The 14,960-nt window shown below is 67.4% G+C and carries 9 protein-coding genes; 2 read left to right on the top strand and 7 right to left on the bottom strand.

Going from position 1 to position 14,960, the window contains the following annotated elements; translation table 11 throughout:
- Position 1: 1 nt before the first annotated feature.
- Complete coding sequence (locus LDL21_RS27540) at positions 2-6,835, top strand: putative T7SS-secreted protein (protein ID WP_225282366.1); 6,834 nt, start codon at positions 2-4, stop codon at positions 6,833-6,835.
- A gap of 78 nt (positions 6,836-6,913) precedes the next feature.
- Positions 6,914-7,285: a hypothetical protein gene (locus tag LDL21_RS27535; protein WP_225282365.1), complete on the top strand. Its 372-nt coding sequence runs from the start codon at positions 6,914-6,916 to the stop codon at positions 7,283-7,285.
- Between the two features lie 98 nt (positions 7,286-7,383).
- Here LDL21_RS27535 and hisG read toward each other — a convergent pair whose 3' ends face one another.
- The 7 genes from hisG to LDL21_RS27500 form a co-directional block, all read right to left on the bottom strand.
- The gene (gene hisG, locus LDL21_RS27530; RefSeq protein ID WP_181699061.1) at positions 7,384-8,235 is read right to left on the bottom strand and encodes an ATP phosphoribosyltransferase; all 852 of its coding nucleotides are present in this window, start codon (positions 8,233-8,235) and stop codon (positions 7,384-7,386) included.
- A 56-nt stretch (positions 8,236-8,291) separates the two neighbouring features.
- Positions 8,292-8,573 carry a phosphoribosyl-ATP diphosphatase gene (locus LDL21_RS27525; protein WP_308017178.1) on the bottom strand — a complete coding sequence of 94 codons (282 nt, stop codon included), beginning with the start codon at positions 8,571-8,573 and terminating at the stop codon, positions 8,292-8,294.
- 63 nt (positions 8,574-8,636) lie between these two features.
- Complete coding sequence (locus LDL21_RS27520; protein ID WP_225282364.1) at positions 8,637-10,451, bottom strand: choline/carnitine O-acyltransferase; 1,815 nt, start codon at positions 10,449-10,451, stop codon at positions 8,637-8,639.
- A gap of 9 nt (positions 10,452-10,460) precedes the next feature.
- Entirely contained in the window at positions 10,461-11,276 is an 816-nt protein-coding gene (locus LDL21_RS27515) for a class I SAM-dependent methyltransferase (protein ID WP_181699065.1), read from the bottom strand.
- A gap of 9 nt (positions 11,277-11,285) precedes the next feature.
- On the bottom strand, positions 11,286-12,149 hold the full coding sequence (locus tag LDL21_RS27510) for a HalD/BesD family halogenase (protein WP_225282363.1): 864 nt from the start codon (positions 12,147-12,149) through the stop codon (positions 11,286-11,288).
- A gap of 157 nt (positions 12,150-12,306) precedes the next feature.
- Positions 12,307-12,999, bottom strand: a complete 693-nt coding sequence (locus LDL21_RS27505; RefSeq protein ID WP_308017177.1) for an HAD family hydrolase — start codon at positions 12,997-12,999, stop codon at positions 12,307-12,309.
- Positions 13,000-13,075: 76 nt separating this feature from the next.
- Entirely contained in the window at positions 13,076-14,869 is a 1,794-nt protein-coding gene (locus LDL21_RS27500; RefSeq protein WP_225282362.1) for a serine/threonine-protein kinase, read from the bottom strand.
- Positions 14,870-14,960 lie beyond the last annotated feature (91 nt).

The following is a 14,960-nucleotide window of genomic DNA, read 5'->3' as shown; positions in this document are numbered from 1 at the left end:
CGTGGGGATCGGCGATTTCATCGACAAAGTCGGCAGCGCGATCGAAGACGGTGTCGAGAATGTCGTCGAGGGTGCGGGCCAGATCATCGACGACGGCCTGGATGTGGTCGGTGACGCAGCCAAACACGTCGGGCTGGAGAAATTCGGTAATGCGCTCGACGATCTCGGCGACAACATCGCCTCCGCGACCGGCGGCGATGTCGAAGAGGAAGAGCTGGGCCGGACCGAGGACCCCAAAGAGCTGATCCTGGGCGAGCCGTCCGAAATCGGTTCCGCCGCCGAGACATTGACGAAGATGGCCGAGGCGATCGAATCGACCGGTCAGGCACTGCAGAAGATCGATGCCACCGAATGGACCGGTAAGGGCGCCGACGCGTTCAATGCCGTCTACGACAAACAGCCGAAACTCTGGTTCGACGGCGCCGACGCGATGGCGGCCGCGGCCGAGGCACTGAAGGCCTGGCAGAACGAGGTGAAGGCCGCCCAGGACAAGGCCCAGACCGCCATCGACCGCTGGAAAGCGGCCGACGCCGAAGAACGTCGGCAGAAAACCTGGTGGAACGGTCTGACCGGCGAGCAGCAACAGGCGAATCCGCTCATCGATACCTGGACGACCATTCGCAACGAGGCGCGCGAAATCCTGCGCGGCGCACGGGTGCAGCGTGACAACGGCGCGTCGATCGCGGTCGGCGCGATCGAGACAGCTACCGAGCGGGCGCCGAAGGAACCGCCGTTCAGTGAGCGGTGGATCGCGAATATTTCCGACCTCAAAGGGGTGCTCGACCACGCTGCCCTGAATTTCACCGCCGGATTCCTCACCGCTATCACCGGAATGGTGCAATTGGTGCGCCAGGTGAATCCGACCGATATCTACAACATCACCCATCCCGCCGACTACGCCAAAGGGCTGTCCGATCTGGGGACCGGACTCGTTGTCGCCGTAGCCGATCCGGGTGCGGCGGTCGACGCCATCCTCAAAGAGGCAAGGGCCAACCCGTTCGAATTCGCCGGGTCGCTGGCCCCCGACCTCATCCTCACGGCCGCGACCGGTGGTGGTGGCAGTGTGAAGACCGCGATCTCCGCGCTCAAACGCGGCGCCGACGCGGGCAGGCGCGTGTCGGGCAATGGCGTCGACCCGAACCCCACTCCGACTCGGGCCCCGGAAACCCCGAGCCCGACCCGAGACGCCGACCCGCCAGGGCAGACCACGCCGCCTGAAGGTGCGGGTCTGCCGCAGAACGACCGGGGGTCCTCACCCGCTGAGGCGCGGCCCGTCGAGGCGGGCCCACAGCGCGAGGCCCCCACTCAGCGCACCGAGGACACCGGCGGTGGGCACTCGAGCGCGCCCGAGAACGCCGAGCCGCGCCAGGCCGAGCCGGCACCACGAACGCAGCAGGACGAGCCGGCCCCGGCCGCCGAAAACCCGGGCACCACCCGCGATCCCGAGCCCACCCCCGAAGTGGCGCCCACCCACACCCCGGAACACACCCCCGACCCCGAGCCGCCGACAAGCCGCACGGAACCGCGCCCCGAAGCGGCGGGAACCACGAACCCCGACACGTCCGCCCCGACCCAGCGGGCAGAGCCCTCTCCGACCCACACCGATCAGTCACCGACACAACGCACAGAACCGGCCTCGACCCACCAGGCCGATACGACGCCGACGCAACAGACCGACAACACACCGACCTCGCGTACCGACCAGCAGGACGACAGTTCGGCTCAGCGCACGGTTCCCGCGTCCGCCGACTCGCCGACCCAGCGCGCAGAACCTACCCCGCAGACGGATACACCCACCTCACGCTCCGACCAGCAGGACGGCGATCCGGCGCGGCGCACCGATCCCACCGCAGACACGGCGACACAACGCTCGGAACCTGAATCCACTCAACACAATCCGAGTTCGCCCAGCGCTACTCCCGACACCCCCCACACGCGAACCGACGGACACCCGGATTCCGGCACCACGTCGCGTACGGAACCAGACGGCCGATCGATCGACCGCAACGACTCCGACCACCCCTCGGGTACCAGTTCCTCCCCGGACACTGCGGCTGCCCGCCCTCCGCATACTGCCGACACCTCACCGGCCTCGGCCAACCCGAACACGACGACCGCCCCGGCCGCACAGACTTCGAACCCCGCCACCTCCTCCCCCCTCTGGCAACCAGGCCCTGCCACCCACGCGGAAGCGGGCCCGAGCCCCCGCACCCCCGACGCGACACCCGCACGCCCCCAATCCACCCCGCCGAGCCCAACCCACACCCCACAGTTACCGACCCGGCCCGATACGACATCCGCACACCGACAACCTGATTCACCAACCCCGTCACGACCGACCCTGGACCCCCCACGCGCGGGCGTCTCCCCCGACCCGTCGGCCCGCCCGAACGAAAACTCACCGGTCACCGCCAGCCGCCCCGACACATCGCGCGCTCACACCGCCCAGCCGGCTCGCCCGCACTCTCCCACCGGCATTCCCGACCGAGGACCGAGTCGTCCCGTCGATCAGGGCACGAACCCAACGCACCATCCCGACGCAACACCGAGGGACCGCGCGCCCGAAAACACTCCCGACACCTCCTCCCGCCTACAGCCAGACCGCGATTCGGACGCCCCCACCCGCCCACCCGCCTCGGACCGCGATCCGAACACCCCGGCCGATCGCACTCCCGACCCACACCGCGCCTCGCCCACGGATCACACACCGGACCGCGACGATCGCCGTTCGGACCACGACGCCCCCACCGACCGATCACCCGACCGCGACCCGGAGACCACCACCGATCGAACTCCCGATCGCGACACACCTACCGATCGCAGCCCAGACCGTGATCCCGACAACGGCACCGATCGCGAATCACCGAACGACCGCACACCCGATCGCGACCAGGAGACCAGTAAGGACCGCGACCCGGACGCCGACACTCCGACCGCGAAAGACCGGGCGGACGCCGACAGTGACGCTCACGACGAGGCGCGTAAGTCCGGGGCCGAGCACGATCGCACCCCCGATCAGAAGACCTGTTCCACCGACCCCGTCGATATCAGCACCGGCGAATTCCTGCTGCCGGAAACGGATCTGGAGTTGCCGGGGGTGCTGCCGCTGGTGCTGCGCCGTTCGCATCATTCGAACTACCGTTTCGGGCGGTGGTTCGGGCCGTCGTGGTCGTCGACCCTCGATGCTCGCGTCGTCGTGTCGGAGGACGGTGTCACGTTCCTCGGCGACGAGGGCATCATGCTCGCCTACCCGCACGCGGAGGTGGGTGAACCGGTGCGGCCGCTCACCGACGGCCAGTCCTGGACGCTGACCCGCACCGACGCGGGCGGTTACCGCGTGTGGGATCAACGCCGCGAGCTGATCTGGCATTTCGCCCCGGAAGCCCACCTCGACAATCTCGATGTCGAGCTCGGCAACTTCGCGGTTTCGGCGATCACGGACCGTCACCACAACCGCATCCGGTTCCATTACGACGCCGACGGGGTGCCGGTCGAGGTGTCGCACTCCGGCGGTTACCGGGTACGCGTCGAGTCCGCGCGCGGCCGTGTCACCGGTCTGGTGTTGCTCACCGACGGCGAGCACGGGCTACCTGTGCGCGAATTCGGTTATACGGCAGGGTTGTTGACCTCGGTCACCAATGCCGACTCGGCGACGACCCGGTACACCTACGACGCCGAGCACCGGATGACCTCGTGGACCGATTCGAACGGCAACCAGATGGTCAACACCTACGACGATGCCGGTCGTGTGGTCCATCAGCGCGGCACCGCGGACATCCTGAACTGTGACTTCGCCTATGTGGATTTCCCCGGGGGTGCGGGTAGACTCACCGCCGTCACCGACTCCCTCGGCGCCGTCACCACCCACGGGTTCGACCGCGAGTTGCAATTGCGCGATCGGGTCACCCCCGACGGCGCCCATTTCCACACCGACTACAACGCCGAACGCAAACCACTGACCGTCACCGGTCCCGACCCGACCACGACAACCACCTACCGCTACAACGGCGCGGGTGACCCGGTGGAAATCGTTCGCCCGGATGGTGTTTCGCTCGAGTACGACTACGTCTGGCGCCACCGCCCGAGCACCATCACCACCGCCGACGGTTCGGTGCACCGTCGGGAATGGTCCGACAACGGCGATCTGACCGCCGCTGTCGATCCCGCCGGTTCCCGCACCGAGTTCACCTACCATCCCTCGGGCGCGCTGGCGAGCGTGCTGGTCGACGGCGCGCGCACCACCATCCACACCGACGCCGCCGGTCTGCCGATCGTCCTGATCGATCCACTCGGCGCGACGACCCGCATCGACCGTGACGCCGCAGGACGCCCGATCCGAACCGTCGACCCCACCGGCGCGGTGACCACCTACGAGTGGTCGCCCGCCGGAAACCTGCTGCGCAGAACCGATCCCGACAACCTGGCCGAGTCGTGGGCCTACGACGGCGAAGGCAATATCGTCGCCTACACCGATCCCGCCGGGGGCGTCACCACCTACTCCTACGGCGCGTTCGACCTCCTGCGGTCACGTCGCGATCCCGACGGATCGCTCACCCGCTACGAGTGGGATTCCGAACGCCGCCTCACCGCGGTGCACAATCCGCTCGGCCAGACCTGGACCTACGAATACGACCACGCGGGCCGCCTCGTCGCCGAAGCCGATTACAGCGCAACACGAACCACGTACACGTGGGATTCCGCGGGTCGAGTCACCACCGTCACTCCGGCGACCGGGATCAGCCGCCACCACCGCTACGACGTTCTCGGCAGGTGCACCGAGATCATCACCGACGACGGCGACTGGATCCGCTACACCCACGACCCCGTGGGCCGGGTGCTCACCGCGAGCACCGGCAACGGTGACAAGCACCATCACGTCATCGAATACACCTACGGTCCAACGGGTTTGCTCGAATCCGAGAAGGTCGACAACCGGTCGCCGATGCGATTCGGCTACGACCAGCATGCGCGCCGGATCGCCCGCACCAGCCCGACCGGGGTCGAAACCTCCTGGCATCACGACCTGACCGGACGTGTCGACCGGCTCGGCGTCGGTGACCACGACGTGAGTTTCGAGTACAACCTCGCCGGGCACCTCACCCGCTGGCGCACCGGCGAGATCGCGGTCGACCGCGCTGTCAGCGCGCGCGGACAGCTCGTCGGCCAGGAGGTCATCGGCTTCCCCACCCGGCTCGTGTCCCTCGATCTCGACCGGCCCGCACGACCCGCGCCGCGCCACCTCCGCCGCGACGAATTCCTTTATCGCGCAGACGGATACCTCACCGCCCACACTGTCAGCCGCCCGAACATCCCGGTCGCGCATCACGACTACACCCTCGATGTCCGCGGCCGCGTCACCACCGTCGCCCGCAACGATCACCTCACCGAGCGCTACGGCTACGACCCGCTCGGCAACATCACCGGCACCGCCCGCGAATACCGCGACAACCTGCTGGTCCGCGACAGCGACACCGAATACCACCACGACCCCGCCGGTCGCCTCATCCGCAAAACCACCGGCGCACGCACCTGGCACTACCGCTACAACAGCTTCGACCAGCTCACCGACGTCTACACCCCGGACCGGCAGTGGTGGCGCTACACCTACGACGCCCTCGGCCGCCGCACCACCAAACAACACCTCGCCACCGACGGCACCGTCCTCGACCGCACCGACTACACCTGGGACGACACCCACCTGATCGAAGCCACCACCGCCACCAGCGCAACCCGCTGGGAGTACCACCCCGGCACCCACACCCCACTCACCCAATCCGTCGAAGACCCGGCCACCTCCGAGTTCCGTGCGATCATCACCGACCTCGCCGGCACCCCCACCGAGCTCATCGACCCCACCACCGCCGAAACCACCGCCACCGCCGAAACCACCCTCTGGGGCAAAACAACCTGGCATGGCACCTCAACCACCCCCCTCCGCTTCCCCGGCCAATTCCACGACCCCGAATCCGACCTCCACTACAACCTCCATCGCGTCTACGACCCCGACACCGCCCGCTACCTCACCCGAGACCCCCTCGGCCTCACCCCCGCCCCCAACCCCCACACCTACCCCCACAACCCCCTCACCTGGCGCGACCCCCTCGGCCTCATCCCGGACTCGTGCGACAGCGATTCGTCCGACGACGACACCCCCGATCCCAGCAATATCACTCCCCCTGACCCCACCCCAACCCCCCCGACCGTCGATGCGGGTCAACCCCCCGTTACACCGGAAGCCCTCCCCGACCCCAACTCCGCACCGGGTGCAGGGCGAATGGGAACTGCTGCCGAGTCGCCAGAGGGTCTTCGACAGCCTCTACAAGAAGAAGTCATCGATGGGCGGCGGACAATTATGGATCAGAACGGGGTCCCACATGTATTGTCCGATACGCCGGATAACGCAGCATCTGCCGCCGCGAGAAGCTTTTTCAACGACGAGCTGGCACGTTCTGGCCGAGCATACGACCCGCACACCGGAAATGGGTCTGAAGTCTTCTTCCAAGACGACCTCAATCGCCTGATGGAGAAAGGGTACATCAATAATACAGTGACCGGCACCACGGCCGACATGGTAGAGGTAACATGGCGAAATGGTCAGATAACGAACGTCCGTTCGATAGATGCCACCGAGTCATCGAGAATGGATGCCGATAAAATTCGGCGAACGCTTTTGAACAAACTTGCTGATGGAAAGAAGCATCAAACCGAGCTCGCCGTATTTGTGGCTAGAGACGACGATCAAGCGCGTTTGGTTGCGGAGGCAGTCGCTGACGAACCGCGAGTACGGGTAATCAACCCCGACACGGGATTTGACAGCCGACCGAGTTGGCGATGATGATGAGCCGACCGGAGCATGGATTTGCAACACTGAATAATACGGAGGAAACCGGTGAGTAGGTTCGCGGAGGTTATCGTGCTCGCACGCGATGCCGAGGAGGCTATGCAACCACTGACCATGCCAGATCCGAATCGCGAATGGCACCAATGCTTCACCCCGATCGATGATACTAAATTCTCCGGCGAAAGCGCCGGCTCGGAAGAATGCTATATGTGGGTGATTCAATTCTATCGGCACAACTGGTCAGGCTTGCTCACGTATCTCGAAGAGATAGAATGGCCTGACCCGTTTTCGGTACAAGTCCTTATCCATGACGAAGACGACGACTGTTTCGGTCTGTGGATGATGTTCGACGGAAAACTGCGGGAAGTGCCGATCCCCGCCACCAAACGCGAAGCCTTCGCAGGCTCCCCGACGGGGACGTTGATGAGAACTGACCGAGCGTAGATAGATCAGGCCCCGGTACGACGCAGGCGTTCCCTGCCCTACCGGTCCCAGCACGGGAGTCGGTAGGGCAGGGTCCAGCGTTGTAGGACCAGGTCGACTCAGAATGCTCGGCAGGAGCGGATGTCGGTGGCGAGGATCGCCTTGGCACCCAATTCGGCGAGACGGTCCATCAGCTCGTTGCCCTGCTTACGGGGGACCAACGCGCGGACGGCGACCCAGTCGGGGTCGCGCATGGGCGAGACCGTCGGTGATTCCAGGCCGGGGGTGATGGCGGCGGCTTGGTCGAGCAGCGACTTGGGGCAGTCGTAGTCGAGCATCAGGTACTGCTGGGCGAACACCACGCCCTGGATGCGGTTGATGAGCTGGTTGCGGGCGCGGTCGTCGCGGTCGGCGCCCGTGCGTTCGATGAGCACGCCCTCCGAGTCGCACAGGGACTCGCCGAAGGCGACGAGGTTGTGCTGGCGCAGGGTGCGGCCGGAACCGACCACGTCGGCGATGGCGTCGGCGACGCCCAGCTGGATGGAGATCTCGACCGCGCCGTCGAGGCGGATCACCTCGGCGTCGATCCCGAAGCGGGCCAGGTCGGCGCGCACCAGGTTCGGGTAGGAGGTCGCGATGCGCTTGCCCGCGAGGTCTTCGACCTTCCAGTCCTCCCCGGCGGGGGCGGCGTAGCGGAAGGTCGAGCGGCCGAAGCCCAGGGAGAGGCGTTCGGTGACGGGGGAACCGGAGTCCAGGGCCAGGTCGCGGCCGGTGATGCCGAGGTCGAGCTCGCCGGAGCCGACGTAGATGGCGATGTCCTTGGGCCGGAGGAAGAAGAATTCGACCTGGTTGGCGAGGTCGAGGACGGTGAGGTCACGGGAGTCGGTGCGTTTGCGGTAGCCGGCCTCGCTGAGGATGGAGACGGCGGATTCCGACAGCGAGCCCTTGTTGGGAACTGCGACGCGCAACATGGAAGGTGGTCCTTTCGGGGATGACGGGAGCAGTGTCGAACCGGACGGATCAGCCGTCACAGATGTCGGTACACGTCCTCGAGCGTCAGCCCGCGGCCCACCATCATCACCTGGACCCAGTACAGCAACTGGGAGATCTCCTCGGCGAGGGCCTCGTCGCTCTCGTGCTCGGCGGCCAGCCAGATCTCACCGGCCTCCTCGAGCACCTTCTTCCCCTGGAAATGCACGCCCGCGTCCAGCGCGGCCACGGTGCCCGACCCCTCGGGACGGGTCTTGGCACGCTCGGTCAGCTCGGCGAACAGGGACTCGAAGTTCTTCACGGTGACCGATTGTTTCACACCGTGCACAGCGGTTTTCCCGCGCACCACGGCCTGGGTGGGCCGGGGTGCGCGGGACACCGATCATGCCGCGAGCAACTCGCGCAGTTCACCAACCGCCGTACGCAGGTGGTCGGCGAAGGCGTACATCTGGTCGGCCACCGACTTCGGCGTGGCCAGATAGATGTTCCAGCGGTCCGGCAGCAGCACGTAGGCGATACCGATACAGCGCGGACTGGTGGATCCGAAACCGAAGTAGCGGATGTACTGCGAGGGCGCCGAGCTGGTCGACAGGTAGTCGTCACGCATGACGGTCCAGCCGGGGCTGTCGAACAACGCGATCCGCTCACCGTCCACGCCGAGCTCGGCACCGCGGCGGCGCTGGATCCACTCGAGCTCCCACAGGTGCTGCTCGGGTGCCTGGCCCGCCTGGCATTCCTTGGCGCGGTTCACGTGCGCGGCGGCGGCGGTCCGCGCCGCGGCGAGCTTCGTCTCCTGGTCGACCTCGGGGTCGACCATGGCGTTGACGAAGGCCACCATCTCCGGCGTCACCACCCGCATGGCCTCGGTGCGGCCGTTGCGGAACTGGCGGGTGGCGATGGACTCGTAAGTCGCCCCGGTGATGCCCTTGCTGCGCCGATGCGCGAGCTGATAGCTCAACTGCGCGAACGCGTCCGGCGAGATCCCCAGCTTCTTGGCGTCGGCGGTGCCGAAGTCGTCGAACGACACCAGCGAGGTGGCCGTGTCGGCGGCGAACTTCGCGAAATCCGCTCCGGCGGCGGCGATATCGGCCCGCGCCGCCGAGTCGAGTTCGAACTCGACCGGCTCCACGGCGGGAAGTCCCTGGGCCTTGGCGCCGCTGGTGGCGGCGTGGTCGTCGGCGCCGCGTTCGAGCAGCGCGTCGACGAACGACAGCACGGTTGTGCCGTCGAGCCCGCAGTGCTCGATATTGATGCCCGCCTGGCCGTCGGCGAAGACGATGAACGACACCGACTTGTCGAAGTAGCGGTTGCCGCTGTCACCGTGCAGGAGCTGATCGCAGGCGTGCAGTTCGTCGCGGGGCGCGAAGTCCTCGAGGCACACCGAGAACAGTGCGGTCTCGATGGCGTCGAACGCCTCCACGTTGGCGGGCACGGTGCGCAGGGCGGCCCGGCTGCGGGCCCATTCGGCGCGTGCCTTGGTGGTGAGATGGCCGACCGAGGTATCGGTGGCGGCGGGCTTGGTGCCCGCCTTGATCACCGCACGCAGCCCGTCGACGATGTCGGAGAACGCGTACGGCGCGCCGTCGGCCCCGACCACGTCCATCCGGAAGATGTTGCCGCGGTAGAAGACCGCGATGTGGCGGGCGTCCGAGGGCCCGGGCCATTCGTCGCTGTAGGGCTTGCGAACGGAGTCCTGCACCTCGCCCGGAATCCGGGTCTCGGAGAACAGGTACTTGTTCTGCCACATCGACAACTGCTGTCCACGCTGGGTGACCGGCGGGATCTTCTCCGCGTCCAGTGCCAGCTTGTAGTCGACAGCGGCGCCGATGAGCGCGGCGGCCCGCTCGGCCTGCCCCGCCACCGTCGACGACGCCAGCGGCGTGTCGTCGCGGAACAGGAACACGAAGTTGGCGTTGAGCGCGATCCGGTCGCGGCGGCCCAGGTAACGCGAGGGCCAGAACTCGTCGAGCCAGCTGCCGACACCGGGTGTGGCGTCGTATTCGGCCAGCGCGGCGTGCAGGGTGCGCCCGGCCCCACCGGGGCGCAGCAGCTCGGCTACCGCGCCCTCGGTGGTGGCGTATTCCTCGGCGCCGAGCAGCGGAGCACACCACTGCAGGAACCGCGCGCAACTGTCTTCCAGTGTCGGCAGCGGAACCCGGGGCAGGGTGTCTTCGGCGGCGAACGTGGGTTGGTTCAATCCAGATCCTCAGGTCTCGATGGGATGCGGGCGGGACAGGAACAGGTTGGCGTAGAGCCAGCCTTCGGCTTCGTGATCGGTGGTGTCGATTCCCTTGGCCGCCAACGCATCGAGTACCTGCTGACGTTCCTGCGCCGAGGCGAAGCGACGCTGCTGGAACATACCGGGCCGCTGCTCACTGCGATAGCCGAGCGCGGCGAGTTCGGCGGCGATGGGATCGAAGTCGAACATCCGCAACACGAAGTGCGCCATCCACGGTCGCTTGTGTGGATCGGCTTGCGCGACCCTGGACAGGGTTTTCTCGGTGATGTAGCCGACGCATCCGGTGGAGATCACCAGATCGGCGGAGGCGAGCACACGTCGCTGTGCCTCGGTGGGCTCGGTGGCCTCGAGGTCGGCGTGCACGTAGTCGTGCAGGAGTCCGGCGGCGTGGGCGTAGGTCAGCGCCGGGCGTGCGGCGTCCATCCCGATGAAGCGTACGTCGGGCATCAGGTCGATGCGTAACCGCTCCCGGTCCGCCGCGAGGAGGCCCACGCGATCGGTGTCGGCGTGGTCGCGGTAGTGCGTGGCCAGCTCGTCGACGGTGGTGTCGGTCCGCAGCAGCGCCGCGTTCACTCCGTAGGAGCAGCCCAGGTCGAGCACCGTCGGGATGCGGTCCGGGCGCGCGGCGCGCAACTGGCGCAACTGCTCGGCGAAATGCGGCTTCGCCAGTTCCGGGATCCGGTAGTCCAGCTCGTTCATCCGCGCGAAATACGCACGCGGATCCGGACTCTCGTAGATGTCGTCGAAGGATGCTTTACCGGTGGTGTGCAACGGAACGGACATGGGTTCCTCTCAGTCGAGCAGTCGGTCACCTCGGACGGCGGCGGCCGCGGCGGCCACGTGATCGGGTAGCACACGGCCGAACAGCTGCCTGGTGCGTTCGACAGTGCCGATCACCCCTGGCCGGTCCGTGTAGGCGAAGATCGCCGAATGTCGTTGTCCGGCACCGGTCACCTCGGTGACGCGGTGCAGAGAGAAGCGGCCCTTGAACAGTTGCAGGTCGCCGGGGCGCAGCTCGAGCGCCCGGATGAAGCGCCCGCCCTCGCCGGTGAGCACGGCCCGCACGTCGTCGAGATTCTCGGCGTGCGGATCGCGGATGTTCGGGCAGTACTCGAAGACACCGCCCGAGTCGGGGCGGCGGGTGAGCATGCTGACGGTGAATTCGTTGGTGTCGAAATGCCAGGGGTGCGACATGCCCGGCTCGACCACGTTCAGGCACAGCCCGGCCAGCGGGTCGGCGAATTCGTGCAGTTCGTCGAGTTCGAAGCAGTCGGCGACGAAGCGCTGGAACACCGGGTCGGTGTAGAGGCGCTGGATCAGCGCCTCGGTGGGGATGTGGTCGCGGGCGACGAAGGCGTTGCCACGGTCGAGCACGATGCGCGCCGGGTGATCGGCGGGCAGGTCGGCGTCGAGCGGGATGTTGTAGGCGTTGACCCGCTCCACCTTGTAGTGGGCGTGCGGGGCGATGGCCTCACCCTCGGCACGCAGGGTGTCGAGCAGCTGCGGGCGGATGAATTCCCGCAGCACGGTACAGCCGTCCTCGGCGAGTTCGGCACGGGCCGCGTCGATCGCGGCCTGTCTACCCGGATCACCTGGATCGGTGAGTGGATACCGTGCGATGTCGACGATTTCGTCAAGCCCCCGCGTGCCTGTCATGGAAACAGTTTGCGCGAAAATTCCGTGACACGCCCGGGATTCGGTCGAATCGGCCAATCCCGAACAGATCACAGGGAGGTGAATTCATCTGCGCCACAACAGTTTTCGCACATTCCATCCCGATGACGGAATTATCACGGTAGGCTATTACGCCCTATCACGCGGTGGCAGTGGCTCGTTCGTCCCGTGCGGCGAAGGCGGCACGCAGGTCGGCCACCGACAATCCGATCAGTGACTCCCTGAATACCCGCCCGGCGACCTCGGGAACCTCGATTTCGCAGGGAATCACGATCACCGCGCAGCCGGCCCCCTGCGCGGCCAGCGCACCGGTCGGCGAGTCCTCCAGCGCGACACAGTCGGCGGGATCGACACCGAGCAGCTCGGCGGCCCGCAGGTAGACATCGGGTGCCGGCTTGCCGTGGGCCACCTCGTCACCGCAGACCGACAGGTCGAAGAAGTGCCTGCCGAGGGTGTCGAGACCGTATTCGGTGAGCGAGCGTTTGGTGTTGGTCACCAGCGCGCAGCGCAGGCCCGCGGCGCGCACCATGGTCAGCGCGTCGAGCGCGCCGGGGCGCCACGGGATGGGGCCGAGCATCAGTTCGCCGACGCGTCGTTCGAGGAACTCCCCCGCCGCCGCGATCACCTGCGGGGTGGCGGTGACGCCGATGCCGTCGAAGAGCATGCGCAGGGCATTGGGTCCGGAAGCGCCGATGAGGGAGTGGCGCAACTCGTCGCTCATCTCATGCCCGTGTTCGCGGGCCAGCTCGCGCACCGCGATGTCCCACAACTTCTCCGAATCGAGCAGCGTGCCGTCCATGTCCCACAGCACCGCGGCCGGTCGCGCGCTCACGTGTTCACTCGCCTCGTTCTCGTCGTCTCGCGGCCACCAGCACTCGCGGAGCCCGGTCAAGCCTAACGGGTTCGACCTATACGCCCGACCCTGCGATCTGCAGGTTGCCCGCGTCGCCGGTGACCTGGATCCATCGGTTCTCCGAGCTCACCGACCCGTTGGTGAGGTGATAGGTGAGCGAGACGACGGCGCGGTCGGGGCCGCTGGGGGTGATCGATCCGACAGTCACCGAGCGCACTGTCGACCAGAACGACGAGTACTGGCCGAAGCCGCCGGTCTGGGCCTGGTAGCCGGGGGCCAGGCGCGACCAGGCGCCGCCGGTGTTGCCGGGCAGCATCCCGTAGTAGCTCGCGATGAACTGGTTGATGCGTTCGGGCGTCGGTGGGCCGACCGGTGTCGTGGTGACGGTGGTCGTGGTGGGGCGCGGGGTGGAGGTCGCGCTGCTCGTGGCCGGGGTGGAGGGGGGTGCGGTGGTGGCCCCGGACGGCGGCGGCGCCGAGACGGTGATGGTCTCCTGCTCAGGCACGATCACGACGGTGCTCACCTTGCCGTCGACCATGGTGGTCACCGTGACGGGCGAGGGCGGCTCCTGCGCCTGCTGTCCGGCGTCGCCGCCGCGGTCGCGGGTGACCACCAGCACTACCAGCATCACCGTGAATGCGGCGACGGCGGCGGCGAGCAACAGCACGGCGCGGTTGTTCGACGAGTCGGTCCGCGGCGGCGCGACAGGGAAGGCGGGCGGCCTGCCCGACGAATGCCCGCCGATATCGCCTACCCCACCGATGAATTCGGTCGCGGCGGCGGAGTCGATGTCGTTCGCCGAGGCCGCGGCGTCCTGGACCCGCGGTTCGGCCGGGGGCGGTGGTCCGACCAGGCCCCCGGTGGGGCCCGACGAGCCGCCGGTGATCGCCGAGCGAGCCGCCTTCGCGAGAGCCAAACCGCTGCCGAGCAAGCCGGCGGCCTTCACTCCCCCGCTCTCGGGTGCGGGCGATTCGGCGGGCGTCGCACCGAGCGCGAGCACCTTGGTCGCGGTGGCTGGCAGGGCTGGAACACGTCCTGCCGCAACGTCTTCCAGTGCGCGCCTGGCCTGTGCCATGGTCGGGCGTTCGGCGTCGTCGGCGGTGAGCAACCACATCAGCACCGGTCCGAGCGGGCCCGCCTTCTTCGGTTCGGGCACCACCCCGCGCGCGACGGCGTGCAGGACGGCGAGGGGATTGTCGCCCTCACCGAACGGCGGCGCGCCTTCGACGGCGGCGTAGAGGGTGGAGCCGAGGGCGAACACGTCGGCGGCCGGTTTCGGGTTGTCACCGCGGGCGATCTCGGGCGCCAGATAGGCGGGCGTGCCTGCCAGGAACCCCGTCGCGGTGACGGTGACGTCGCCGGTGGCGTGCGAGATGCCGAAGTCGGTGAGCTTGACGGTGCCGTCGTCACCGACGAGCAGGTTGGCCGGTTTCACATCGCGGTGCATGATCCCGGCGTCGTGCGCGGCGGACAACGCCGCCGCCGCCTGCGCACCGATCCCGGCCACCTCGATCGGTGACAGCGTCGCTCCACCGGAGATCTTCACCGCGAGGCTCGGCGCGTTCATGTATTCCATGACCAGCCAGGGCTGGCCGTCCTCTTCGGCGACATCGAAGACGGTGATGGCGTTGGGGTGGTGCAGGCGCGCGGCGATACGACCCTCGCGCATGGCCCGCAATTTCGCTTCCAGCGCTTGGGTTCCGGTGAGGCCCGGCGCGAGCAGCACCTGCTTGACCGCGACGGTGCGCCGCAACCGGACATCGGTGGCGCGCCACACCACCCCCATCGCACCCGTGCCGATCGGGTCGGTGAGTCGATAGCGTCCCGCGATCAACCGATCCGATGTCATAACGTGTGCCCCTCCTGCTTACCGCCGAGTCGTCCAGCCCTCCGCGCCACAGCGGGATGAAACTTTCGAAAATCCTACGTGCCTCAGTGCT

Source organism: Nocardia rosealba (genome assembly GCF_020216065.1).
GTDB classification, from domain to species: domain Bacteria; phylum Actinomycetota; class Actinomycetes; order Mycobacteriales; family Mycobacteriaceae; genus Nocardia; species Nocardia rosealba.
Note: the sequence above shows the minus strand (reverse complement) of the source record. Positions and strands in the feature narration are given on the sequence as shown.

What these genes read in the sequence shown, in the direction of transcription:
- hisG (WP_181699061.1), bottom strand. Translation starts at nt 8,235, where the DNA reads ATGTTGCGCGTCGCAGTTCCCAACAAGGGCTCGCTGTCGGAATCCGCC.
- LDL21_RS27515 (WP_181699065.1), bottom strand. Translation starts at nt 11,276, where the DNA reads ATGTCCGTTCCGTTGCACACCACCGGTAAAGCATCCTTCGACGACATC.
- LDL21_RS27510 (WP_225282363.1), bottom strand. Translation starts at nt 12,149, where the DNA reads ATGACAGGCACGCGGGGGCTTGACGAAATCGTCGACATCGCACGGTAT.
- LDL21_RS27500 (WP_225282362.1), bottom strand. Translation starts at nt 14,869, where the DNA reads ATGACATCGGATCGGTTGATCGCGGGACGCTATCGACTCACCGACCCG.